Source organism: Listeria weihenstephanensis (assembly GCF_003534205.1).
GTDB lineage: Bacteria > Bacillota > Bacilli > Lactobacillales > Listeriaceae > Listeria_A > Listeria_A weihenstephanensis.
Window position 1 is genome coordinate 1,497,951 of sequence record NZ_CP011102.1, and the last position, 25,592, is coordinate 1,523,542.

Here is a 25,592-nt window from a genome sequence, read left to right on the forward strand (position 1 = left end):
ATAAAGTTGCTCATAGGAAACATTTTTAGTTGTAGCTAAAATAATATATTAGAAATCAGGTGATACCATGTTAGTCGAAAACCTATCTATTTCATATGGACAAAAAACCGTTGTGGAGAACATCTCCCTTCAAATATCGCCAGGAAAAATGACAGGAATCATTGGACCAAATGGCGCAGGAAAATCAACATTTCTAAAAGGATTAATCGGTTTAATCCCTTGTGAATCTGGCAGGGTAACGTGGGAGGGACAATCGATTGAGGCAATACGCAGTAAAATAGCCTATGTACCTCAACGAAATACAGTAGATCTAACATTCCCAATAACAGTGCGTGATACAGTTCTGATTGGCACGTATCCAAAACTTGGCCTCATCAAGCTGCCGAGAAAGAAAGAACGCGAAATTGCACGAAAAGCGCTAGAACAAGTGGAAATGCTAGATTTTTCAAGACGACAGATTGGTGAGCTTTCAGGTGGCCAGTTGCAACGGGTTTTTATTGCGCGTGCTCTCGCACAACAGGCAGATATATTTCTGCTTGACGAACCATTTGTCGGTATTGACATGACGAGTGAAGCTTTGATTGTCGGAGTATTAAAAAAATTACGAGATGCTGGCAAGACGATTATTGTTGTTCATCATGATTTTCACAAGGTGGCGCGTTATTTTGATGAAGTGATATTAATGAATCAACAATTAATGGCACATGGCGAAACGCAAGCAACATTTACAGAAGCTAATATTTTAAAAACGTACGGACAAGGATTTGGATGGGGAGGTGCTCAGTGATGTTATTTTTAGAAGGTTTGATGCAGTATGAATTTTTGCAAAAGGCGTTGTTAACTTCGGTCGTTGTTGGCGTTGTCTCGGGCGTGATCGGGAGTTTTATTATTTTACGAGGCATGTCGTTGATGGGGGACGCGATTTCTCATGCGGTCCTGCCGGGGGTTGCGATTTCGTATATGATGGGTATCAATTTTTTTCTAGGTGCCACCGCTTTTGGCATTATGGCAGCACTTGGAATCGGTTTTGTGAATCAAAATAGTCGGATTAAAAATGATACGGCAATTGGGATTGTGTTTAGTTCATTTTTTGCGCTTGGGATTATTATGATCTCGCTGGCGCAGAGTTCGACGGATTTATACCACATTTTGTTTGGAAATGTGCTTGCGGTTCGGAGTAGTGATATGTGGATCACGTTTGGAATCGGTGCGCTCGTTATTCTGCTGGTCGGGTTGTTTTATAAGGAATTGTTGGTTAGTTCGTTTGATCCGACGATGGCAGAAAGTTATGGCTTAAAAGTGCGGATGTTGCATTATTTTCTAATGACGTTGTTGACGCTGGTGACGGTTGCGTCGCTACAAACCGTGGGGATAATTCTTGTTGTCGCGATGTTGATTACACCGGCAGCGACGGCGTACTTATTGACGAATCGGCTCTCTGTCATGCTGTTTCTGGCGGCGGGATTCGGAGCGGTGAGTGCGGTTATTGGATTGTATTTTAGCTATATCTACAACTTGGCATCGGGAGCATCGATTGTGCTCGCAGCAACAGCGTTATTTATTATCGTGTTTTTATTTTCACCGAAACAAGGCATTATTTTTGGAAGAAGGAGCGTGAAACAATGAAGAAAACCATGTTAGCGTGTGTGATTGGTCTGTGTATCTGTTTGCTTGTGGCTTGTGGTGGGAACGATAAGAAGGCGAATTCGGACAAGTTGCAAGTGGTGACGACGTATTCGATTTTGTATGATATTGTGAAACAGGTAGGCGGAGATAAAATTGATTTATATAGCATTGTGCCAACTGGGACGGACCCGCATGAGTACGATCCGTTGCCAAAAGATGTGCAAAAAATGGCGGACGCGGATGTAGTTTTTAATAATGGGCTCAATCTGGAGACTGGAAATGGCTGGTTTGATCGATTGATGGCTTCCTCTGGTCAAAAAGAGGCCATAGCTCTGAGTGAAGGTGTGGCACCGAAGTTTTTAACGGCGAAGGGGAAGGAAAGTGAGACGGACCCTCATGCTTGGTTGGATTTGCAGAACGGTATCAAGTATACGGAAAATGCGCGAGATGCGTTGGCAAAAAAAGATCCGGATAATGCGGATTATTATAATGGGCGCGCTGAGAAATATATCGCAAAGCTGAATACACTCGACAAGGAAGCGAAGACAAAATTTGCAGATTTGGAGCATAAAACGCTCGTGACGAGTGAAGGCGCATTTAAGTATTTTGGCGCGGCATATGGGCTAGAGGCAGCGTATATTTGGGAAATAAATACGGAAAACCAAGGGACACCAGATCAGATGAAACAGATTATTGAGACGATTCGAGCGAAGAAAGTGCCGGTTCTATTCGTTGAGACAAGTGTTGATCCGAGAAGTATGGAAAGCGTTTCAAGCGAGACGGATGTGCCAATTTCGGCCAAACTATTCACGGATTCTACTGCAAAAACTGGCAAGGTGGGAGATTCGTATTTGGAAATGATGCGTTGGAATTTGAATAAGATTTATGATGGGTTAAAAAACTAAGAAAAGTCGTTCTTTTGGAGCGCAACAAAAAAAGGCGTATCAAAACTCTCTAGCAGATTTTTGATACGCCTTTTTCGATTACTATTTTTTCCGTCGTTCTGGGCTGACCCACACACCTGTGCCGAAGCCGAGAATTGTTTTTACTGCTGGGATAAAGGTCATCAAAATGGTTATCGCATTCATCATCCAATAGAAAAGCAAGTAGAGTGGCGCGAACAGGAAGTATTTCATTTTCTTGCCCTTATCATCTATCGCTAGTGCTGCGAGTAATTGGAGAGCCCCGGCGAGCATTTCAAAGCAGACAAACACAAAAGCCACAGCAACCATAAATAAAATCTGTTGTTTATCCCCTAAATAAATGTGGTACGAAAGCTTGAGAATAAAGAATAGACTAGAAATCCAGAAAAAGCACGTCCAGAAAATACTTAACGTTTGATCGATACATAGCGATGTCCGACCGATGTTTTTGAAGGGGTGCGCTACGACTCGGCGAAAATTGGTCAGCCATACTTCGGTGCCGCCTTTTGCCCAGCGTTTTCGCTGTTTATAGAGCATATTCATCGTCTCAGGAACTTCCATAAAGAAAATGATATCGGCTGCAAAAATCGAGAGCCAACCTTCGAATTGATGGTCCCAAGCGATACTAATATCCTCGGTTGCGCGATCTTGACGGAATAGGCCAACATCGATTAAAGCGTCTTTTCGATACATCGTATTGGCGCCACTGTATGCATAAATAATACCGAAGGCGCTAGCTTGTGTGCGCTTAATGATGCCGACAATACTAGAAAATTCGACGGTTTGGGATTTTCCGACAAGTGTGGAACGATTTTGAACGTCCATATTTGATGTGACAGCAGCGATATTTCTTGACTCAGGATTGATAAAATAATTCACATATTTCCACAATGCATCTGGCTCTGGAACTGTGTCTGCATCGTTACTAAGAATCAACTCACCTTTCGCAAAATGTACGCCGATATTAAATGCATGAGCCTTTCCTTTATTTTTTTCGATACGAACCACACGCAGATTATCGTATTTTCCCATGAGCCTTGCTAGAATTTCAGGCGTGCTATCGGTTGAACCGTCATCTGTGACAAGGATTTCGTAATTCGTATAGTTCAACTTATTCATCAAATATTCAATGGTGTCCTCAATAACAATCTCTTCGTTATGTGCAGGAATCATTATAGTGATAAGTGGCTCTATTTCAGTTGGAATATCCGTCCATCCTTTCTGTCTATATTTGAAAAGAAAAGTATAGCAGAAAGCGCCGACAAACCAAGCAAAGCCGCCTAAAATTGGATAAGTAAGGAGGATGACAAATAGGAACGTGATGATAGTGTTTAAAAGGGGGATGCCTGTATCGATAATTGTCATTTCAAATCAACCCCACTATCTTTATACAAATCTCTGATGAACGTGTCGCTCAGATTTTTTTCTTCGGGTATAGAAACGAATTTTTGAGATTGGCGAAATGCTTTATCTCCAAAACGCTCGGTCATAAAGGCTTCCACAACTTCTTTTCTGATTTCTAAAGTTTCCTCATCATACGTTATTTCTTTTTGTAACACCTTTTTGTAGCGCCGGTTGTTTTTGAATGTCAGTAGAATCAAGTAAATGAGAATAATCGGCAATGCAATGTATAGGAAGTCATCCATGATTTTGAAAATCCGAATAGCCAAATCAAAAACATCAAAAACAATGGCCCAATTATGCCAAAATAAAATGGGGAATAGGACGAGTAAGAACGGTAAGAAGAAACCAATCCACGCTAATATCGTAATCAGAACTTGTCGTATTTTCAAACCAACATTGCCTTTTTCAAAAAATTTATCTTCAATAAACTGTTCACTAACCTCGTCTCGAACTGCTTTTTGTACCATCATGAACCTGCCTTTCCTATGCAAAAAAGCATACTAAGATTAGTATACTTTTTCCCTAAAAAGGTGAGCGTAAACGTTATTTAAGTTGGATTAGTAATCGTTTTTCTGTTATTCGGACGCGAATGGATAGGATAAACGCGGCGATGAATAGGCCGGCGCTGAGTCCAATCCAGAACCCAAATGGTCCGAGTTGGGTGTATGATAATGCGAGTCCGAGTGGTAAACCGATGACCCAGTAAGAAATAAAGGCAACGATGGATGTGACTGTCACATCTTTGTAGCCGCGCAAAGTGCCGAGTACTGGGGATAACAGGGCGTCTGCAAACTGGAATAAAATAGCGTAAATTAAGAAATGTGTAATCAAATCCGCAAGTTTTGGATCTGAGGTATATAGCAATGCGATTTGATCGCGGAAAAGGAACAATAGTATACCATTCAATATGCCGATGGAAATCGCTGAAATCATACCAATATGGCGATACTTTCTAGCATCTGCCACGCGTTTTGCTCCTGTCTCAAATCCGACCAATATCGTCAATGCCGCCGCGATGCTTAATGGAAATGCGTAAAGCAAAGTTGGCACGCTAATAGCGGATTGATGCGCCGCAATCGTGTCTGTCCCAAAGCGCCCCATAAAAACAGTGACCGCCGAGAAAATACTGACTTCAAAAAGAATTGTCAAACCGTTCGGTACGCCAAGTTTGATTATTTCCTTTATTTTTCCCCAATCTAATTTTGCGAATCCAGAAAAAATATGGTAGTCGTGCAACCGTTTTTGACTTTGAATGAGAATAATCGTTACAAGGAGTACGATCCAATACGTAATTCCCGTCGCATAGCCACTTCCGGCACCACCCATCTCAGGAAAACCCCAATTTCCGAAAATCAATAAGTAGTTTAAGAAGATATTCACCGGTACCGTAATTAGTGTAATCATCATTGTAACCCGCGTTAGGCCAAGCGAATCAATGAAAGCACGCAAAACGGAATAAAAGAAAAAAGCTGGGATACCAAAACAAATCCCATTTAAAAAATGTTTCGCAATATCTGCAACGGCAGGATCGAGTCCCATTGCGCTCAAAATCGAAGGCACGAATAGAAAGTTAAGCGCCAGCAGTAGAGCGGCCAAACCGACTGCTATATACAACCCGTTACTCACGGTTCTTTTAATATCATGACTTTCTCCGCGTCCAATCAATTGCGAAATAATCGGCGTCACAGCCATCAGTAAGCCAGATAAGCTCGCGTTAAAGGGACCCCATAAGGAATTCCCGATGGCAGTTCCAGCGAGCGCTTCGTTCGAGTAATGCCCAGACATCATCGTATCAATTAAAGCCATCGAAAACAGCATTAATTGCGAAATCACGACAGGTGTAAATATAACGAAGAATTGGCGCCATTTCTCACTCGGCGTAAATGTTTGTTCCAAAATGGTGAACCTCCTTTTAATTATGTATAGTTCGACACCCGATTATAGCATAGGAAATAGGGCATCGTCACGGAAAGTTAGTGTTTTTTTCTGGACTAGAACGTAAAGCTCTATGCGAATCCACTTGCGTCTGTTATAATAAGGGTTCGTGGTAGGGGCGAGACTCTACGGGTTGGGAGAGGGATAATTGAATAAAGAGGAATTATGATGCAAAAATTCTTGGACAAAATCTTTCAGTTGAAAGCGCATCGGACATCGGTTCGAACGGAGCTCTTAGCTGGAATGATAGGTTTCTTCACCGTTGTCTACATTATTGTTGTCAATAGTTCTATTTTGGCAGAAGCGGGAGTACCGTATCAAGGCGCCATTCTTGCGACAATTTTTATATCGGTTGTAGGTTGTTTGGTGATGGGTTTTTGGGCAAATGCACCGCTTATTTTGATGCCAGGAATGGGAATCAACGCGCTGTTTGCGTACAACTTCGTGCAGACGCTTGGATTGTCATGGCAACAAGCATTAGCAGTCGTTGTCGTCAGTGGTTTCTTATTCATGATCTTAGCATTTACACCACTAGCTAGAAAGTTAAACGACACGATTCCATTGATCTTAAAACAAGGAATTACAGTCGGTTTAGGGCTTTTTCTAGTATTACTAGGTCTTGAAAAAGGACAAATCGTGTCGCGCGGAGAACATTCCATCTTAGCGTTTGGCGATATGCATGATCCATTTGTGCTCGCGACGCTGATTACGCTTTTGCTAACGATGATTTTGCTTGTGCGCAAAGTACCTGGTGCTTTTTTGTGGAGCCTTGTGATTGGAACGGTTGTCAGCGTTCTTTTCGGAGTTCACGGCGAGGTTTCCAAAGACTCACTAAGTTTGGCACCATGGAAAGATGTACTTTTTCAGGCGGATTTCACGGGTATGAGCCAAGTGGCATTTTGGACGAGCGTGTTCTCATTGACAATGGTACTCGTGTTTGAAACTGTGGGCCTAACGCATGGCCAAATGAAACAACTAAACCAGATGGAGAAATTACCACGCGTATTACAAGCGAGTAGTTTTACAGCTTTCTTGTCAGGATTATTTGGGACAAGCCCAACGATCTCGGCATTAGAAAGTGGTTCCATGTCGGCAAGTGGGGCGAAGACAGGTCTGGCATCTGTAACGGTCGCAATCTTTTTCTTAGGTTCGCTCGTATTGATGCCGTATATCTCGTTTATTCCGAACAGCGCGATCGCACCGATTCTAATTGTTATCGGTATTTCGATGTTGCAGGAAATCAAAGAGATGGACTTTGGCAACGCAGCTGACACATTTGCAGCACTCTTAATCGTGATTATTATCCCATTCTCGTACAGTATCGCCGACGGAATTGCAGTCGGATTTATCGCGTACCCGATTTTGAGATTATTTTCAAAAAATCGCACGCGTACACCGATACTCATGTATATCATTGCCGCGCTATTTTTGATACAATTTATCGTGCAGTGATACAGTGTAATCTGGGTCTAGAAAAAATTCTGGGCCTAGATTATCTACATAAAACAAGGAAAAGAGGAATTCATGTGATTTATTATTACTTAATAGCACTTGTAATTATTGTAATTGACCAGTTCACAAAATGGCTAATCGTGCAAAATTTAGACCTAAGGGAAGTTGTGGAAATCATTCCGGGTTTCTTAAATATCACATCGCATCGTAATTCGGGTGCTGCTTGGGGTGTTTTGGAAGGAAGAATGTGGTTTTTCTATCTGATTACGCTCGTTGTTATCGGAGTACTTATTTACTTCATGCAACGTTACGCGAAAAATAGTAAACTTTTAGGTGTAAGTTTAGCGCTTGTTTTAGGGGGCGCGATTGGGAATTTTATCGATCGTCTGCTCCATCAAGAAGTGGTCGACTTTGTACAAACAATTTGGGGAAATTATTACTTCCCAATTTTTAATGTCGCGGATGCAAGTCTGACGATAGGCGTGATTTTACTCATTGTCTACGTGTTCTTGGATGATCGCAAATCGAAAGGAACGAAAAAATGACGCAAAATACGATAATTATTCCAGAGAAATTAAATCACGAACGCTTGGACAAGGGGCTTTCTGAAATTTTAGGAATTACCCGTTCTGCTGTACAAACCTTGCTAAAAGATGATGCGATTCTGGTCAATGGTGAAAAAACGAAAGCTAACTACAAATGTAAAACGGGTGATGAAGTGACATATATCGTTCGCGAAGCAGAAGAACTTGACATTATTGCGGAGGATATCCCGCTTGATATTTATTATGAAGATGCGGATGTACTTGTCGTGAATAAAGCGCAAGGTATGGTCGTTCATCCATCAGCGGGCCACACGTCTGGTACACTTGTAAACGCCTTGTTGTTCCATTGTGACGATCTTTCAGGCATCAATGGCAAAATTCGTCCAGGAATTGTCCACCGTATTGATAAAGACACGTCTGGTTTATTGATGGTTGCTAAAAATGATAAAGCACATGAATCATTGGCAGAGCAACTCTACGATAAAACAAGTGATCGTGAATATATTGCGCTAGTACATGGCGTGATTAAGCATCAAAAAGGAACCATTGACGCTCCGATTGGCCGTTCTAAAGAAGATCGTCAAAAAATGGGTGTTGTGAATGATGGGAAAGAGTCGCGGACGCATTTTGAAGTGTTGGAACGATTTAAAGGATATACGCTGATCAAGTGTCGTTTAGAAACTGGGCGTACGCACCAAATTCGTGTACATTTGAAGTATATTGGGCATCCACTTGCGGGAGATCCGAAATATGGTTTGAAGAATACAATTAAAGGTAATGGTCAGTTTTTACATGCGGCTGAGCTTGGGTTTACGCATCCTACAACTGGGGAACGTATGAAGTTTGAAGCGCCTTTGCCTGCTATCTTTCAGGAAGCGTTAGAAAGTTTGAGAGAATGAAGTTGTTGAGGTATTCATTTTTTGAGAAATGTGGTATAGTAGAGAAAATAAAAAGAACCGCTAGTCCAGATTTCGACTAGCGGTACGGAATCCGCTTTAAGGCGGACAACGTTTCATGATGAGAAATAATCCACTAAGTTTGCAGGCCTAGGGGGATTATTTTTTTTTGCCCAAATAAATGCAAGAAAAATGTCAGATTGAAAAGTGGAACAAGCCCGTTAGGCTCGAAAGAAATTGTTAGGGGGCGCAGTGAAAACCTTCCTTTGGTTTTTGCAGAGGTCACGAAATTTTCGAGAGTCTGGCGTGTGGAGCTGGATCAACAGTGCGAGTAGAAAAAGTCCACCCGTGAAAAGCAAAGCAAGAAGTGCCAATGTTTCCGATACTGTCATACGACAACGCCTCCTTTCTTAAGAAAACGTTTTTCCGCCCTAAAGACTTCCGTGCGCCTATTATAGCATAGGAATTAATAGAAAAGGGGCTTATTTCCAAAGTCGTATTTTAATTGATTTTAAGGATTTTTAACCCCTGATATGAACTTTTTACGGTGTTCGATAAAACTAGTTGACAAACCCCCAATACTACGATAAACTAAACCTAGTTAAATAACAGTCCTTTAACATAGTCCAGAGAGGCTAAGAAGGTAACGTGATTTGGGTGTTTCTATACCCAATTGGATTCTGTACGTATACCCTTTGCCGTGCTCTTGGCAGAGGGTTTTTATTTTGTCTAATTGATGCTTGGAGGGGAAGAGAATGCCAGAAGAGGTTGTTGTGATGGATGAGGCGGCGATAAAACGGGCGCTTACGAGGGTGAGTTACGAAATCATCGAGCGTAATAAGGGAACGAAAGATTTGGCGCTTGTTGGTATCAAGACACGAGGTATTTTCCTAGCCAATCGTTTGCAGGCGCGTATCAAGGAGATTGAGGATGTAACGATTCCGGTCGGTGACGTTGATATCACGCTTTACAGAGATGACTTAACTTTTAAAAATGAGTCTTCTGAGCCGTCGCTAAATGGTACGAATGTTCCTTTTGATATTAGTGGGAAGAAAGTTGTCTTGGTTGATGATGTGCTGTACACAGGCCGAACGGTGCGTGCCGCAATGGACGCGCTGATGGATGTAGGACGCCCGGCTGGGATTCAGTTGGCGGTTTTGGCAGATCGGGGACACAGGGAACTACCGATTCGAGCGGACTTTGTTGGTAAAAATATTCCGACTTCGAGTGAGGAACGAGTAGAGGTACATTTGGCAGACGTCGATCATGCGGCGGATGCTGTTACAATAATAAAATAGGATAATCCAGAATGTTGAAAAACCAGTTTTCGTAGACTATTCGCCGAACCCCAGCGTGTCGACAAATGCTTAGATCCTAGGCAAAGTTGAGCACTGGCGCGGAGCATACTTGGGTATGTGAGCAACGGCGCGCAGACTTTAACGACGGAGCTGAGTGTTTGTCGATACGCTGGAAGAACGCTTTTTTAAAACAGTCCAGAGAGGCTGATAAAGGGTGATGAACGGGGAATAGGTCTAGCCTATAATCCAGTACATAACTGCTCTTTGTCGGAATTTGGCAAGGGGTATTTTTTATGACTTAGAGTCGGAAAGAGGGAGAATAATGACAGAAGAAACGACACCTGAAAATTACGTAAAACCGGTACTAGACATTCACGAGAAGCCGGCTTGGAATAAATGGATTGTGCTTAGCATTCAGCATCTGTTCACGATGTTCGGCTCGACGATCTTTGTACCAACTGTGACGGGTTTGAATCCAAGTGTGGCGCTGATATCGAGTGGGCTTGGAACGCTTGCTTACTTAATTATAACGCGAGGCAAAATTCCAGCTTACTTAGGTTCATCGTTTGCGTTTATAGCGCCGATAACGATGTTGCTTGCGGCAAAATCTGGCGGGGGGCCTGGAGCGGTGATGGTCGGGACATTCTCGGTCGGGGTTGTGTACGCGATTGTGGCGCTTATTGTTTATTACGTGGGAATCGAATGGATTCAACGTGTGTTACCGCCTATCGTGGTTGGGCCAGTGATTATGGTTATCGGTTTGTCACTTGCACCAAGCGCTGCGGCGATGGCGATGGGGACGAATAATGGTGGCGAGTATGATTACAAAATTTTGTTGGTAGCGCTCATCACCTTGGTCGTAACGATTGTCGCGATGATGTTTTTCAAAGGATTCTTCGGACTTATTCCGATACTATGCGGCTTCGTTATTGGCTACTTAGTAAGTATGGCGTTTGGGCTCGTTGATTATACATTGATTCAAAATGCGAGTTTGTTCCAAGTACCGGACTTCACGATTCCGTTTGTGAATATGGATCCGGTGGTGACGCTGACGGTTGTGCTTTCGATGGCGCCGCTTGCTTTTGTCACGATGGCGGAGCATATGGGGCATCAGTTGCTTTTGAATAGAATTACGAATCGTAACTTTTTTAAAGATCCGGGTTTGCATCGTTCGCTTGCGGCGGATGGGACGGCGTCGATTATTGCTTCGCTCATCGGTGGACCGCCTGTGACGACTTATGGTGAGAACATCGGGGTGCTGGCGATTACGAAAGTGTATAGTGTGTTCGTTATCGGTGGTGCGGCGGTGTTTGCCATCGCGTTCGGCTTCATCGGATACGTGAATGCGGTGATTACATCGGTACCAACAGCGGTGCTTGGCGGGATTTCCTTACTCTTGTTCGGAGTTATCGCAACGAGTGGCTTGCGGATGATGATTGAGAGTCGGGTTGACCTTAGCGTGAATCGCAACATGATTATCGCGTCGGTTGTCCTGGTTGTCGGAATCGGTGGTTTAATGGTTGAAATGGGTAACTTCAAATTGGAAGGTATGGCGATGGCAGCATTGCTTGGCATAATTTTGAATCTAGTTTTACCAGAAGCTAAAACACACAAATAAAAACATCTAAGAAAACCTCTGAAAAAGCGCAATTTTTTGGAGGTTTTCCTATAAATAGTATCTAATTTTTAGAAAAGGTGGCGGTTCGAATGAAGGATTTAGTGTCGATGGAAGAGCTTTCTGTAGCGGAAATTGGTGAGTTATTAGACCAAGCTGGGCGTTTCAAACAAGGAGAAATTTGGACTCCGAAAAAGCAAATGTATGCGGTGAATATGTTTTTTGAGGCAAGTACGCGAACGCATAATAGTTTTGAAATGGCGGAGAAGAAGCTTGGCATCGATGTTCTTTCGTTTGATCCTTCTAAATCGAGTGTGACAAAAGGGGAAACGTTATACGATACGGCGCTTACCATGCAGGCAATTGGCGTGGATGTGGCGGTTATCCGGCATTCGGATGAGGAGTATTATGAGCCACTTCGCAAATTAGGGATCGCGGTGGTGAACGGTGGCGATGGCTGTGGGCAGCATCCGAGTCAGTCGCTTTTGGACTTGTTCACAATCAAGGAAGAGTTTGGCGGTTTTAAGGGCTTGAAGGTCGCGATTGTGGGGGATATCGTGCATAGTCGGGTGGCGAATTCGAACATGCAGGCGCTGAAACGTCTTGGGGCTGAGGTATTTTTCGCTGGGCCGCCAGAGTGGATGCGTGAGAGTTGTTCGGAGCTTGGGACGTATATGCCGATGGATGATTTGGTGGAGCAGATGGACGTGATTATGCTTTTGCGTGTGCAGGAGGAGCGTCATGATGGGTTGCTTAGTTTTACGAAATCGGATTATCACGAGAAGTATGGTTTGACGGAAGCGCGGGCGGCATTGATGAAGGAGCGCGCGATTATCATGCATCCGAGTCCTGTGAATCGGGATGTGGAGATTGCGGATAGTTTGGTGGAATGCGAGAAATCGCGAATTGTGGAACAGATGACGAATGGTGTATATATTCGGATGGCTATTTTAGAGGCAGTTTGCCAAGATAAAGAAACGAGGGTGACGACATGTACGTATTGAAAAATGGAAAAGTGTTGACGGAAACTGGGGAATTGGTAGTGAAGGATGTGGCGATGGAGGACGGTCGTGTGACGGCGATTGGTGACGGGATTGAAAATGAGAACGCAAAAGTGATCGATGTGGCTGGAAAATTGATCGCACCAGGGCTTGTGGATGTGCACGTGCATTTGCGGGAACCAGGTGGGGAACATAAGGAGACGATTGCGACTGGGACGGCGGCTGCGGCTCGTGGCGGGTACACGACGGTTTGTGCGATGCCGAATACGAAACCGGTGCCGGATACGGCGGAAGTGATGACGCAGGTCGTGGATCGGATTAAGGAAACGGCCGCGGTTCGTGTGTTGCCATACGCTTCGATTACGTCGAGTTTGAAGGGTGACGAGTTGGTGGATTTTGCGGCTCTGAAGGCGGCTGGTGCGTTCGCATTCACGGATGATGGTGTGGGTGTGCAGACGGCGGGCATGATGTATGAGGCGATGAAGGAAGCGGCAGCGCTAGACATGGCGATTGTGGCGCATTGTGAAGATAATTCGCTTGTGTATGGCGGGGTCGTGCATGACGGGATTTTTGCGGCAGAGCAAGGTCTGGCGGGGATTCCGAATATTGCGGAGTCGGTTCAAATTGCACGCGATGTGTTGTTAGCTGAGGCGGCGGACTGTCATTATCACGTTTGCCACATTTCGACGAAGGAATCGGTTCGTGCGGTTCGTGATGCAAAACGGGCTGGTATTCGGGTAACAGCGGAGGTTTCACCGCATCACTTGATTCTAAATGAGACGAATATTCCGGGTAATATTGGGAATTGGAAAATGAACCCACCGCTTCGTTCGAAAGAGGATCATGCGGCGCTTTTGGAAGGGTTGCTTGATGGGACGATTGATTTTATCGCGACGGATCATGCGCCACATTCAGCGGAGGAAAAGAACGTGCCGATGGAAAAAGCGATGTTTGGAATCGTTGGTTTGGAGACGGCGTTCCCACTACTTTACACGCAATTTGTGAAAACGGGTGAGTGGACGCTGAAGCAATTGATTGACTGGATGACAGTGAAGCCTGCGGAGTGTTTTAATCTTCCGTACGGTGTGCTTGAAATCGGAGGTATCGCGGATGTGACAGTCATTGATTTGGAAAAAGAAGCCAAGATTGATCCAGAAAATTTTGCATCAAAAGGTAGAAATACACCGTTTACTGGTTGGGATTGTGTTGGTTGGCCTGTAGCGACGTTTGCGGCAGGAACGCTTGTTTTTGAAGAAGGGGTGGAATAACGCATGGCGAAACGGATTTTGATGTTGGAAGATGGGAACTTTTTTATCGGTGAGGCAATTGGCAGTGACCGCGAAACGATTGGGGAAGTTGTTTTTAATACGGGCATGACGGGGTATCAGGAGACGATTACGGATCCGAGTTATTACGGGCAAATCATCACGTTTACATATCCGCTCGTTGGGAATTATGGCGTGAATCGTGACGACTTTGAATCGATTCACCCAGCTGTAAAAGGCGTGGTGGTACGTGAGGCGGCAGAATTTGCTTCGAACTGGCGCAACCAATTGACGCTGGACCAGTTTTTGAAGGAAAAAGATATTCCTGGAATTGCGGGAATTGATACGCGGAAATTGACGAAAATTATTCGCAAGGAAGGGACGTTAAAAGGGATTTTGGCTCCGGAAAAGGCGAATCGGGAAGATTTATTGCATCATCTGCGTTCGGTGCGCTTGCCAGTGGACCAAGTGCGCGAAGTTTCTTGTTCGAAGGCATTTACGAATCCGGGGGAAGGCAAGCGGGTTGTGCTGGTGGATTATGGCGTAAAAAGTAGCATTATGCGTGAGTTGAACAGACGTGATTGCGATATTACAGTGGTGCCTTATAATACGACGGCCGAGGAGATTCTAGCGATGCATCCAGATGGCGTGATGCTGTCGAATGGACCGGGAGACCCGAAAGATGTGCCAGAAGCGATTACGATGATTCGTGGTTTGCAAGGAAAGGTGCCGTTGTTCGGGATTTGCCTAGGACATCAGCTTTTCGCTTTAGCAAATGGGGCGGATACGTTTAAGCTGAAATTCGGACATCGCGGGGCGAACCATCCTGTGAAGGAGCTGGCGACGGGGCGTGTTGATTTTACGGCGCAAAACCATGGCTATGCGGTGGATGCGGATTCGCTAACTGGGAAAGACATCGTGGTGACGCATGTTGAATTGAACGATGGAACGGTAGAAGGTCTGGCGCACAAGGAGTTTCCTGCTTATACGGTGCAGTATCATCCAGAAGCGAATCCTGGACCGAGTGACGTGAATTATTTGTTTGACCAATTTATAGCAATGATGGAGAAGGAGGGAGCGGAACAAAATGCCTAAACGTGAAGATATTCAAACTATTTTAGTAATTGGTTCTGGCCCTATTGTCATCGGACAAGCAGCGGAGTTTGACTATGCGGGGACGCAAGCGTGTCTGAGTTTGAAAGAGGAAGGGTATCGGGTGGTGCTTGTGAACTCGAATCCGGCGACAATTATGACGGATGTAGAGATGGCGGACAAGGTTTATATAGAGCCGATTACGCTCGATTTCGTGTCGCGGATTATTCGGAAGGAACGCCCAGATGCAATTTTGCCGACGCTTGGTGGTCAGACTGGCCTAAACATGGCGATGGAGCTTGCCGAAGCGGGTATTTTGGAAGAGTGCGGTGTGGAAGTTCTGGGAACGGATTTGGTCGCGATTAAGAAGGCGGAGGATCGCGAGGCGTTTCGTGATTTGATGCATGAGCTTGGGGAGCCGGTTCCTGAAAGTGACATTATCCATAGCTTGGAAGAAGCGAAGAACTTTGTTGCAAAAATTGGTTACCCGGTGATTGTTCGCCCAGCTTATACGCTCGGTGGTTCTGGCGGCGGGATTTGCTTGAATGATGCGGATTTAGCGGAGATTGTAGCGAGCGGATTGAAACTGAGTCCGGTGACGCAATGCTTGTTAGAGCGCAGTATCGCTGGCTTTAAAGAGGTCGAATATGAAGTGATGCGCGATGCGAATGATAACGCGATGGTCGTGTGTAATATGGAAAACATCGATCCGGTCGGGATTCATACGGGGGATTCAATCGTTGTGGCGCCAAGTCAGACGTTGTCGGATCGCGAATATCAAATGCTTCGTGATGTGTCGCTGAAAATTATCCGCGCGCTTGAAATCGAGGGTGGCTGTAACGTGCAGCTCGCGATTGATCCGGATAGTTACGACTACTTCGTGATTGAAGTAAATCCGCGTGTGAGTCGTTCGTCGGCGCTTGCATCGAAAGCAACGGGTTATCCGATTGCGAAACTTGCTGCGAAAATTGCGGTTGGCTTGACGCTGGATGAGATGAAGAATCCTGTAACGGGAACAACGTATGCGCATTTTGAACCAGCGCTGGACTATGTTGTTTCGAAAATTCCACGCTTTGCTTTTGATAAATTTGAAAAAGCGGACCGTCGTTTAGGTACGCAAATGAAGGCGACTGGCGAGGTCATGGCGATTGGTCGGAATTTGGAGGAGTCACTTTTGAAGGCGGTTCGGTCGCTTGAGATTGGGACGACGCATCTGTATTTGGATGAGGCGGAAAATGCGAGTTTAGAAGAATTGGAACGCAAAATTTGTTTCCCTGAAGATGACCGGTTATTCTACTTAGCCGCGGCGCTTCGTAAAGGCTGGACGATGGAGGATTTGCACGCGAAAACGAAGATTGACTTGTTCTTCCTTTATAAGTTGGAGAAAATTATCAAACAGGAGTCGGAAATTGCGGCGAATGTTGGGGATTTGGAAGTATTGCGCGCGGCGAAGCGAAACGGTTTCAGTGACGGAGCTATCGCGAAACTTTGGGACATGACGACTTTTGAAGTGTACGATATTCGTAAAGAAGCGGGAATTATTCCAGTTTACAAAATGGTAGATACGTGTGCGGCGGAATTTGAGTCGACAACGCCATACTTCTACAGTAGTTACGAGGATGAAAATGAATCGATTCGCACAGAGAAGGAAAGCGTGATTGTGCTCGGTTCTGGGCCGATTCGGATTGGACAAGGTGTCGAGTTTGATTACGCGACGGTGCATTCGGTTTGGGCGATTCAGCAAGCGGGATATGAAGCGATTATCATCAATAATAACCCGGAAACAGTATCGACGGATTTCAGTATTTCCGACAAGTTATACTTTGAACCGTTGACGCTGGAAGACGTGATGCATGTGATTGAACTGGAAAAACCGCTAGGCGTTGTCGTTCAATTTGGTGGTCAAACGGCGATCAATTTGGCAGATGGTTTGGCAGAACGCGGCGTGAAAATCCTTGGAACATCGCTTGAGGACATCGATCGTGCGGAAAATCGCGATAAATTTGAAAAAGCGCTTGTGGAACTTGGCATTCCGCAACCTGCTGGAAAAACAGCGACGTCGATTGATGAGGCGATTGCAGTTGCAACGAATATTGGCTACCCAGTCTTGGTGCGCCCTTCTTACGTGCTCGGCGGCCGTGCTATGGAAATCGTGGAATCCGAAGAAGCGCTGCGTTATTACATGAACAATGCGGTCAAAGTGAATCCGAAACACCCGGTCCTTGTCGATCGTTACGTCCAAGGTCAGGAAGTGGAAGTGGACGCGATTAGTGACTGTGTGAACGTCGTGATACCAGGCATTATGGAACATATCGAACGTGCCGGCGTCCATTCAGGTGACTCGATTGCGGTTTATCCTGCACAAAGTTTGTCGCAACACGTCAAGGATTTGATTGTTGACTACACGACGCGACTTGCGAAAGGCCTGAAGATCATCGGCATGCTGAACATCCAGTACGTTGTGGCGGATGAAGAGGTTTTCGTGATTGAAGTCAATCCAAGATCAAGCCGTACTGCACCTTTCTTGAGCAAAATTACCGATATTCCGATGGCGAATGTGGCGACGAAAGTCATTTTAGGAAAAACGTTGTTGGAGCTTGGCTATAAAGAAGGTTTGGCGCCAGAGAAACAAGAGATTTTTGTTAAAGTGCCAGTGTTCTCGTTTGCGAAATTGCGTAGCGTCGACACATCGCTTGGCCCTGAAATGAAGTCAACCGGAGAAGTAATGGGGAAAGATCGCACGCTTGAAAAGGCGCTGTACAAAGGTTTTGTGGCGAGTGGTGTGAAAATGCTTGATTACGGAACGGTGTTATTGACGGTCGCGGATCGTGATAAAGCAGAAGCAACCGCACTGGCGCAACGCTTTAAAAATATCGGCTTCACGATTATGGCGACAGCTGGAACGGCGCTTGTTTTAGAAGAGCAGGGCATTCCGGTTTCCAAAGTGAAGAAAATCGGCGAAAATCAAGAAACGCTCATGGATTACATTCGCAATGGACAGGTAACGCTTGTGGTGAATACGTTAACGACTGGAAAACAACCAGAGCGTGACGGTTTCCAAATTCGTCGGGAATCAGTCGAAAATGGTGTGCCGGTTTGTACATCGCTAGACACAGCAGAAGCAATTTTGCGGGTGCTCGAATCACGGTCGTTTGAAATGGAAGCTATGCAACCTGCTCGAGTGAGCGAAACAGTTTAAGAGAACGGGGTGGAGAACGTGAGGCAAACAAAGATGGAAGTAGTCAGTCAAAAGTTAATCGCGGATCGGGTGTTTGAGCTTGTTTTAAAAGGGGATATTGTGCTGGAGATGAATCCGGGGCAGTTTATGCAGCTCAAACCTCGGCGAGCGGATTTGCTTTTGCGACGCCCGATTAGTATTTGTGCGATTGATAAGGAGGCGGAGCAGTGTACATTATTGTACCGCGTGGACGGGGAAGGGACGGCGGATTTTGCGGAACTGGTGAGCGGTGACGCGATGGATGTCATTGCCCCACTCGGAAATGGCTTTGCACCAACAGAAACGAAGCTGGGTGAACATGCCTTATTAATCGGTGGTGGAATTGGGGTTCCGCCGCTTTACCAGCTCGGAAAAGATCTGGTAGCGCAAGGGTCGACCGTGACGTTTGTCTTAGGTTTTAACTCGGCGAAAGATGTTTTTTATGAAAAAGAAATGGGAAAACTGGGAGATTGTTTTGTTGCGACGGTGGACGGAACGCGAGGCACGCAAGGTTTTGTAACGACGGTGACCGATGCGCTTGATTTTGCGCCAGATACGGTTTACAGCTGTGGGCCAACTGCGATGTTGCGCGTTGTTTCCGAACGATTTGCGAATAAGCGGACGTTTTTGTCGCTAGAGGAACGGATGGCGTGTGGCGTCGGGGCTTGTTACGCCTGTGTTTGTCAGCGCACCGATGATCCGACGAAAAGCTATAAAGCATGCGATGAAGGCCCGGTTTTCCGAGCTGGGGAGGTAGTCATATGAACCGTTTAGCCGTTGAAATTCCAGGCTTATCTTTGAAAAATCCAATCATGCCCGCGTCCGGTTGTTTCGGATTCGGCAAAGAATACAGCAAGTTTTACGATTTGAACAAACTCGGGGCAATCATGGCAAAAGCGGTGACGCCAGAACCGCGTTACGGCAATGCAACGCCGCGTGTGGCGGAAACACCATCTGGCATGCTAAACGCGATTGGCCTCCAAAATCCAGGCCTTGATCACGTGATGGCGAACGAAATGCCATGGCTAGAGCGCTTTGACACGCCAATTATCGCAAATGTGGCCGGCGCCTCCGAAGAAGATTACGTCAAAGTTTGCGCGCGAATCGGCGATGCACCAAACGTGAAGGCAATCGAACTCAACATTTCGTGTCCTAACGTGAAGCATGGCGGCATCGCATTCGGTACCGATCCAGAAGTAGCCTATCAGCTCACGAAAGCAGTCAAAGCTGTGGCGAGCGTTCCAATCTACGTGAAGCTATCGCCAAACGTAACCGACATCGTCCCCATTGCGAAGGCGATCGAAGAAGCAGGCGCCGACGGACTCACAATGATTAACACACTTCTAGGCATGCGTCTCGATCTCAAAACGCGCAAACCAATTTTGGCAAATGGCACTGGCGGCTTATCAGGACCATCGATCAAGCCCGTTGCGATTCGCCTGATTCACCAAGTCCGCGCCGTTTCGAATATTCCAATTATCGGCATGGGAGGCGTCCAAACCGTAGATGACGTCCTCGAGTTTCTAATCGCAGGCGCAGATGCCGTCGCAGTAGGCACGCTCAATTTTACCGAGCCATATATTTGCCCGAACCTAATCGATGCCTTGCCAGCCCGCATGGACGAACTAGGAATCACGACTTTAGCCGACTTAAAAAAGGAGAGAACAAACGCATGACAAAACCAATTATCGCGCTCGATTTCGCCTCATACGGTCAAGTCGAAGCATTTTTAAAACGATTTCCAAAAGGAGACACGCTGTCCGTCAAGGTCGGCATGGAACTTTTCTACTTAGAAGGCCCGCACTTAGTCGAGCGCCTCAAACACGAAGGTCACGAAATTTTTCTGGATCTCAAATTGCATGATATCCCGAACACCGTCAAAAGCGCAATGATCGGCCTCGCTCGCATGGGTGTCGATATGGTCAACGTACACGCAGCAGGAGGTCGTGCGATGATGGAAGCCGCGCTCGAAGGTCTCGAAATCGGTTCCAGCTCCTCTCGCCGTCCGCGCCTTATCGCCGTTACGCAATTAACGAGTACGAGTGAAGCCGAAATGCAGTCCGATCAACTCATCCAAGCAAGCCTAATGGATTCCGTGTTACATTACAGCAATTTGGCGAATGAAGCCGGCCTCGATGGCGTTGTCTGTTCTGCGCTTGAAGCTGGAAAAATTAAAGAAATCACCCGTCCCGAATTTTTACGTGTGACACCAGGAATTCGCTTAGACACCGACACAAAGGACGATCAAAAACGCGTCGTAACGCCACATCAAGCCCGCGAAATTGGCGCAACCGCAATCGTCGTCGGGAGATCGATTACCAAAGCAAGCGACCCGTACCAAGCATACGAAACGATTCTAAAGGAGTGGAACAAATGACAACCGAAAAACAAGTAGCCGAACAATTACTAAAAATCAAAGCCGTATTCCTTCAACCAAACGATCCATTCACATGGGCATCCGGCATCAAATCACCAATCTATTGCGATAATCGCCTAACATTAGGATTCCCAAAAACCCGTCAATTCATCGCAAAAGCACTCGCAGAAAAAATCAAAACCGCATTTCCTGATGTGGAAGTACTAGCAGGAACCGCAACAGCAGGCATTCCGCACGCAGCATGGGCAAGCGATATCCTAGACCTGCCAATGGTGTACGTCCGTTCCAAAGCGAAAGAACACGGCAAAGGCAACCAAATCGAAGGACCAATCGCGAAAGGCCAAAAAGTAGTCGTGATTGAAGACTTGATTTCGACTGGCGGAAGCTCGATTACAGCCGTAGAAGCCTTGCGCGAAGCCGGATGCGAAGTCTTGGGAATCGCTGCTATTTTTACATACGGATTAGAAAAAGGAAAAACATTGCTTGGTGCGGCGAACGTGGAAGTTGCAGCACTTACGAATTATGAAACGCTGCTTGAGGTCGCGCTGGATGAAGGTTATGTATCAGAAGGTGACATGTCAACGTTGAAAGAGTGGAATAAAGACCCTGAGAAGTGGGGAAATTAAAAATAGAGAAGAAGTCCCTTTTTAAAGAGATTTCTTCTCTATTTTTTAAACTAATTCCCCAGTCGACTCCCTCAAAACCAACTCCGTCCCGATCGCCACATTCACAATCGGTGCACTCGGATTTCGCAATCGCCATTCCATCGTCTCCGTAGCTTTTCTCCCCATAAATCGCAAATCGGTGCACATCGTCGTCAGTGGTGGTTGTGCTAAAATTGCAAATTCCGTATTATCAAAACAAACAATCGACACCTGCTCCGGAATCGCAAATCCTTTCGACTGAAAATATGAATTCAAAATAAATCCCAGCCCTGAGTTCACACAAAACCATGCGCTCGGCCATTCCTCCAAGCCTTCCAACGCCTGAAACAACGCGGCCTGCTCCTCTTTGATACTCGTAATGGTATAGTGCGAATTTACCGGCAACTTATAATGCCGCATCGCCTTGCAATATCCTTCAAAACGCTCCTCATAACTCGGCGAAAAATCAACATCGCCAACAAAGCCAATCCGTTCGTGCCCAAGCGTTATCAAATGCTCCACCGCAACAAACGCACCATCTTTATTCTGCGACAAAATCGTATCCGTCCGCAAATGTGGATCGTGGTGGTCAATCATCACAGTCGGTACGCCCAATTCCAAAATCTGCTTCACAAAAACATCACTAATATGCGATAAAATAAAAATTCCCCGCCAATTTTTCTCTTCTAATTCACGCGGTAAACGGTTCGTAGCGATAGCTTCTGGTCCCACCGCAAGCGTTGTTAAATAAAAGCCTCGCGCTGTCATTTCCTGCTCCAAACTCAAACAAATTTCACCAAAAAAACTTTTTTGTGATAAGGCGAATTCCGTCGCAACAAGCGCGAATTGATTATCCGTAGGCGTGTAAACCACGTCTTTTTTGTATTGGTAGCCCATTTCATCTGCTTTTTGTAAAACGAGCCGCTTTGTTTGCTCGCCAACGCCGTTCTTATTCCCTAAGGCTTGCGATACCGAGTTTTTTGAAATCTGCAAAGCGTCCGCGATATCTTGCATTGTGACTTTTTTCATTCATTTTCCTCCTAGATGGGACTTTCTCTCATTTCATTATAAGAGTAATGGTGACAGAAAGCAATTGAAAAGTAATTCTATTTGTAATGTAATCGCCAATACCGCTATTATTGCTGTTTAAGTATTATAATGCAATTAATATGAAAAAGTAATTGTTGACATTACAAAAATGTAATGCAATAATGTAATTGTAATTCAAGCGCTTACAAAATTACAATATGATCTAACTAGGAGGACATGAAAGATGAAATTAAAAAAAGTGGTGTTTTCTGTTTTATCCGTAGCAATGGTAGGGAGTTTGCTGACGGGATGTGGTTCGGGAAGTAAGGATGACGCGTCGGCTGATGGCAAGACGAAGGTAACATTTTGGGCCGCGCCAAATCCAACACAGATGAAGTTTTGGGGAGAAATGGCAACAGCTTTTGAGAAAGAAAATCCAGATATTAAAATCGAAGTATCACAAATGAAAGAAAGTCCATCTTCTGAAGCAACGGTGCAAGCGGCCATCGCGTCGAAAACAGCACCAACTATTTCGGAAAATATAAATCGTAGCTTCGCCGCACAACTCGCGGATAGTAAAGCGATCGTGCCAATCAATGAAATCGACGGCATGAAAGAAGTAGCTGAAAAACGTAAAATGACCGATAGCCTTGACGCTTGGAAATTCTCGGACGGTAACCAATATGTGTTCCCAGTTTACTCCAACCCGATTCTTTTCGCATGGCGTACTGATATTTTGAAAGAAATTGGTGTGACTGAAACGCCAAAAACATATAGTGATGTGCTCGCTGCTGGTAAAAAACTAAAAGCGAAATATCCCGACAAAGTGATGTGGGCAAAAGCAGACTTGGCTGATCCAACAGCTTGGATGCGTTGGTTTGACTTCTTCCCATTGTACAATGCAGCATCTAAAGGAAATGCTTTCGTAAAAGATGGCAAATTCGTAGCGGACGATAAAGCAGGAAAAGAAATGCTAACATTCATGTCCGAACTGCAAAAAAATGATCTTTTACTAGCAGGACAAGCAACAGATCCATTCGAAACAGGAACAAGCATCATGGCTGATCTTGGTCCATGGTCATTCCCAAACTGGGCAGAGAAATTCCCAGAGTTAAAAAATGGCGAAACATACACGGTTACAACACCGCCAGTTCCAGATGCTTTAAAAGACGCTGAAAATGTAAATACGTATTCGGATGCAAAAGGAATCGTGTTCTACGCACAAGCGAAAGATGCGGAGAAAAAAGCCGCAGTTAAATTCCTAGATTTCGTTTACAGCAACGATAAAAATGACTTGAAATTCTTAGAAACAACAAACTTAATTCCAGCGCGTGATGATGCGACACAAAATGCAACATTCACTGAATTCTTCAAAGCAAATCCAGCGCTAAAAGTATATGCAGAAAACGTACCATACGCGATTCCAGCGATGGACAATGCTGACTATAATGACATTCAACAAATCATCGGTGAACAAGCATGGAATCCAGTCGTTCGTGGTGAGAAGAAACCTGCGAAAGCTTGGAACGACATGAAGAAAGCTGAGGATGAGGTGCTTCAGAAATGAAGAAGCAAAACAATAAATTGGGCTGGTCTTTCACCAGCCCCTATGTTATCTTTACGATTATCTTCTTTCTAATCCCACTCGTTTGGGCGATTTGGCTCTCCGTGACGGATTGGAACATGATGAGTCCAGATATTAATTTTGTCGGGCTAGATAATTTCACAAAGGCAATTGCAAGCCCAGCGGTGAAAGCATCGTTTTGGGTGACATATAAGTTCTTGATTGTATTCGTACCACTCGCGATTATTATGTCGATGGTCGTTGCGGTACTTGTGAACGGGTTACCGAAATTCAAAGGTCTATACTTAGTTGCTTTTTTCCTGCCTTATCTGTCATCAGGCGTTGTTACGTCTTTGATTGTGAAAGGTTTGCTATCTTATAACAGTCCGCTAAACATCTTTTTGCGTGACAATTTTGGCTTAAATATTGATTGGTTAGGAACCCCGATGACTTCATTATTCGTTATTTCGCTAATGATTGCTTGGAAAATGTCAGGGTATTACGCACTGATTTTGATATCAGGATTATCTAGTATTAACGAAGAAATCTACGAGGCGGCGGCGATGGATGGTTCGGGCCGGTTCCGCACCTTCTGGAAAATTACGATTCCGATGATGTATCCTGCGCTTTTCACGGTGATTGTCTTGGCGGTAGGCGTGAGTTTCGGGATATTCACAGAGGTTTACCAGCTAACTGGCGGTGGGCCAAACTTTGCGACAAATACGTGGCAAATGGAGATTTATAACCAAGCCTTTGTAAACTTGAAATCAGGTTATGCTTCAGCAATCTCGCTTGTGGCGGCCGTTGTGACGTTTGCATCGATTGGTGTTATTAAAAAAGGACTAGAGAAATGGGGCGAGAGAAATGGTTGGTCGTAAAAGTAAGTGGGGCATGACGGTTCGCTATACGTTAACCACATTGATTCTATTAGTCATGATTTATCCGTTTATTTATCTCGTACTCAACTCGTTTGCGGCATGGGATCAAGTCGATCGGAAATTGATTCCGACTGAATTCACGACGCGTTCTTGGAGTTGGTTGTTCGGTAATGCATCGGTTTCAGCGCCAGCACCTTGGATTCAAGCGTTTATCAATACGATTATTGTGGCGACGATTGCGACGGGACTCATGTTATTATTCGCGATTATGGTCGGTTACGCACTTGCAAAAGTGAAATTTAAAGGGAAAATGTTCGTGAATAACGTGATTTTGTTCCAAATGTTTTTCCCAGCGATTATTTTATTGATTCCGCAATTTTTAATGATTACAAATGTTGGTTTGCTCGATACGTATGCTGGGATGATTATTCCAACGATGATGAGTATGTGGGCGATCTTTATGTACACGAACTTTTTCAAGGCGATTCCGGATACGTTGATTGAGGCGGCGAAATTGGACGGGGCGAGCGATTTGAAAATTTTGTTCCGCGTTGTTTTACCAATGTCGAAATCGATTAGTACGGTTATCTTCTTGTTCTTGTTCACGGATCGCTGGACGAACCTGTTATGGGATTTAATCGTGACGAAAAGTGATAGTACGGTGACGCTGAACGTATTGATATCGCAAATGTTTGGACCGTATGCAACGTATCCAGGTCCGATGTACGCGGCGTCGGTTGTGCTGACTTTACCGCTGATTATTCTGTTCCTCTTCTTCTCGAAAAAATTCCAAGAGGGCATGCAGTTTACATTGAAATAAGGAGTTTTGAA

23 protein-coding genes are annotated in these 25,592 nt (G+C 45.1%); 19 read left to right on the plus strand and 4 right to left on the minus strand.

All coding sequences use genetic code 11. From position 1 onward, the window contains the following. Window positions 1-67: 67 nt before the first annotated feature. Genes UE46_RS07290 through UE46_RS07300 form a run of 3 tightly spaced genes read left to right on the plus strand, consistent with a single transcriptional unit; the run spans window position 68 to window position 2,531 of the window. On the plus strand, window positions 68-787 hold the full coding sequence (locus UE46_RS07290) for a metal ABC transporter ATP-binding protein (RefSeq protein WP_118907508.1): 720 nt from the start codon (window positions 68-70) through the stop codon (window positions 785-787). After that, window positions 787-1,626: a metal ABC transporter permease gene (locus UE46_RS07295; RefSeq protein ID WP_036062919.1), complete on the plus strand. Its 840-nt coding sequence runs from the start codon at window positions 787-789 to the stop codon at window positions 1,624-1,626. Before UE46_RS07290 ends, UE46_RS07295 begins: the two co-directional genes overlap by 1 nt. Next, complete coding sequence (locus tag UE46_RS07300) at window positions 1,623-2,531, plus strand: metal ABC transporter substrate-binding protein (protein ID WP_036062921.1); 909 nt, start codon at window positions 1,623-1,625, stop codon at window positions 2,529-2,531. The genes UE46_RS07295 and UE46_RS07300 overlap by 4 nt, the downstream gene beginning before the upstream one ends. A gap of 81 nt (window positions 2,532-2,612) precedes the next feature. Here the strand turns inward: UE46_RS07300 and UE46_RS07305 are convergent, their stop codons facing one another. The 3 genes from UE46_RS07305 to UE46_RS07315 form a co-directional block, all read right to left on the minus strand. After that, window positions 2,613-3,914: a glycosyltransferase family 2 protein gene (locus UE46_RS07305; RefSeq protein ID WP_036062923.1), complete on the minus strand. Its 1,302-nt coding sequence runs from the start codon at window positions 3,912-3,914 to the stop codon at window positions 2,613-2,615. Beyond that, window positions 3,911-4,423 (minus strand): hypothetical protein, encoded by a 513-nt coding sequence (locus UE46_RS07310; RefSeq protein ID WP_036062926.1) that lies wholly within the window; start codon window positions 4,421-4,423, stop codon window positions 3,911-3,913. The genes UE46_RS07305 and UE46_RS07310 overlap by 4 nt, the downstream gene beginning before the upstream one ends. A gap of 73 nt (window positions 4,424-4,496) precedes the next feature. Then, the gene (locus UE46_RS07315) at window positions 4,497-5,849 is read right to left on the minus strand and encodes an MATE family efflux transporter (RefSeq protein ID WP_036062929.1); all 1,353 of its coding nucleotides are present in this window, start codon (window positions 5,847-5,849) and stop codon (window positions 4,497-4,499) included. Between the two features lie 207 nt (window positions 5,850-6,056). On the opposite strand from UE46_RS07315, the gene UE46_RS07320 reads away from it, so the two are divergent. The 13 genes from UE46_RS07320 (at window position 6,057) to pyrE (ending at window position 21,272) form a co-directional block, all read left to right on the plus strand. Further along, the gene (locus UE46_RS07320; protein WP_036062932.1) at window positions 6,057-7,340 is read left to right on the plus strand and encodes an NCS2 family permease; all 1,284 of its coding nucleotides are present in this window, start codon (window positions 6,057-6,059) and stop codon (window positions 7,338-7,340) included. Window positions 7,341-7,417: 77 nt separating this feature from the next. Further along, window positions 7,418-7,885: a signal peptidase II gene (lspA, locus tag UE46_RS07325; RefSeq protein WP_036062947.1), complete on the plus strand. Its 468-nt coding sequence runs from the start codon at window positions 7,418-7,420 to the stop codon at window positions 7,883-7,885. Then, entirely contained in the window at window positions 7,882-8,784 is a 903-nt protein-coding gene (locus UE46_RS07330) for an RluA family pseudouridine synthase (RefSeq protein WP_036062940.1), read from the plus strand. The genes lspA and UE46_RS07330 overlap by 4 nt, the downstream gene beginning before the upstream one ends. 752 nt (window positions 8,785-9,536) lie before the next feature. Further along, window positions 9,537-10,079 carry a bifunctional pyr operon transcriptional regulator/uracil phosphoribosyltransferase PyrR gene (gene pyrR / locus UE46_RS07335; protein WP_118907509.1) on the plus strand — a complete coding sequence of 181 codons (543 nt, stop codon included), beginning with the start codon at window positions 9,537-9,539 and terminating at the stop codon, window positions 10,077-10,079. 322 nt (window positions 10,080-10,401) lie between these two features. After that, complete coding sequence (locus UE46_RS07340) at window positions 10,402-11,697, plus strand: solute carrier family 23 protein (RefSeq protein WP_036060048.1); 1,296 nt, start codon at window positions 10,402-10,404, stop codon at window positions 11,695-11,697. 89 nt (window positions 11,698-11,786) lie between these two features. Beyond that, a complete protein-coding gene (locus UE46_RS07345; RefSeq protein ID WP_036060049.1) occupies window positions 11,787-12,698 on the plus strand; it encodes an aspartate carbamoyltransferase catalytic subunit in 912 nt (303 codons plus the stop codon). Next, the gene (locus UE46_RS07350; RefSeq protein WP_036060050.1) at window positions 12,686-13,963 is read left to right on the plus strand and encodes a dihydroorotase; all 1,278 of its coding nucleotides are present in this window, start codon (window positions 12,686-12,688) and stop codon (window positions 13,961-13,963) included. Before UE46_RS07345 ends, UE46_RS07350 begins: the two co-directional genes overlap by 13 nt. 3 nt (window positions 13,964-13,966) lie before the next feature. Continuing rightward, the gene (locus UE46_RS07355) at window positions 13,967-15,055 is read left to right on the plus strand and encodes a carbamoyl phosphate synthase small subunit (protein WP_036060051.1); all 1,089 of its coding nucleotides are present in this window, start codon (window positions 13,967-13,969) and stop codon (window positions 15,053-15,055) included. Then, on the plus strand, window positions 15,048-18,251 hold the full coding sequence (gene carB, locus UE46_RS07360; RefSeq protein WP_036060052.1) for a carbamoyl-phosphate synthase large subunit: 3,204 nt from the start codon (window positions 15,048-15,050) through the stop codon (window positions 18,249-18,251). Before UE46_RS07355 ends, carB begins: the two co-directional genes overlap by 8 nt. 18 nt (window positions 18,252-18,269) lie before the next feature. Next, window positions 18,270-19,034, plus strand: a complete 765-nt coding sequence (locus UE46_RS07365; protein ID WP_036060169.1) for a dihydroorotate dehydrogenase electron transfer subunit — start codon at window positions 18,270-18,272, stop codon at window positions 19,032-19,034. Then, the gene (locus UE46_RS07370; protein WP_036060053.1) at window positions 19,031-19,945 is read left to right on the plus strand and encodes a dihydroorotate dehydrogenase; all 915 of its coding nucleotides are present in this window, start codon (window positions 19,031-19,033) and stop codon (window positions 19,943-19,945) included. The genes UE46_RS07365 and UE46_RS07370 overlap by 4 nt, the downstream gene beginning before the upstream one ends. Continuing rightward, window positions 19,942-20,646, plus strand: a complete 705-nt coding sequence (pyrF, locus tag UE46_RS07375) for an orotidine-5'-phosphate decarboxylase (protein ID WP_036060054.1) — start codon at window positions 19,942-19,944, stop codon at window positions 20,644-20,646. The genes UE46_RS07370 and pyrF overlap by 4 nt, the downstream gene beginning before the upstream one ends. Further along, window positions 20,643-21,272: an orotate phosphoribosyltransferase gene (gene pyrE, locus UE46_RS07380; RefSeq protein WP_036060055.1), complete on the plus strand. Its 630-nt coding sequence runs from the start codon at window positions 20,643-20,645 to the stop codon at window positions 21,270-21,272. The genes pyrF and pyrE overlap by 4 nt, the downstream gene beginning before the upstream one ends. Before the next feature lie 45 nt (window positions 21,273-21,317). Here the strand turns inward: pyrE and UE46_RS07385 are convergent, their stop codons facing one another. Then, window positions 21,318-22,319 (minus strand): LacI family DNA-binding transcriptional regulator, encoded by a 1,002-nt coding sequence (locus UE46_RS07385; protein ID WP_036060056.1) that lies wholly within the window; start codon window positions 22,317-22,319, stop codon window positions 21,318-21,320. 244 nt (window positions 22,320-22,563) lie between these two features. On the opposite strand from UE46_RS07385, the gene UE46_RS07390 reads away from it, so the two are divergent. The 3 genes from UE46_RS07390 to UE46_RS07400 are packed head-to-tail and all read left to right on the plus strand — an operon-like array spanning window position 22,564 to window position 25,581. Beyond that, window positions 22,564-23,886: an ABC transporter substrate-binding protein gene (locus UE46_RS07390; protein WP_036060057.1), complete on the plus strand. Its 1,323-nt coding sequence runs from the start codon at window positions 22,564-22,566 to the stop codon at window positions 23,884-23,886. Next, a complete protein-coding gene (locus tag UE46_RS07395) occupies window positions 23,883-24,761 on the plus strand; it encodes a carbohydrate ABC transporter permease (protein WP_036060061.1) in 879 nt (292 codons plus the stop codon). Before UE46_RS07390 ends, UE46_RS07395 begins: the two co-directional genes overlap by 4 nt. After that, window positions 24,748-25,581 carry a carbohydrate ABC transporter permease gene (locus UE46_RS07400; protein ID WP_036060062.1) on the plus strand — a complete coding sequence of 278 codons (834 nt, stop codon included), beginning with the start codon at window positions 24,748-24,750 and terminating at the stop codon, window positions 25,579-25,581. The genes UE46_RS07395 and UE46_RS07400 overlap by 14 nt, the downstream gene beginning before the upstream one ends. Window positions 25,582-25,592: the final 11 nt, after the last annotated feature.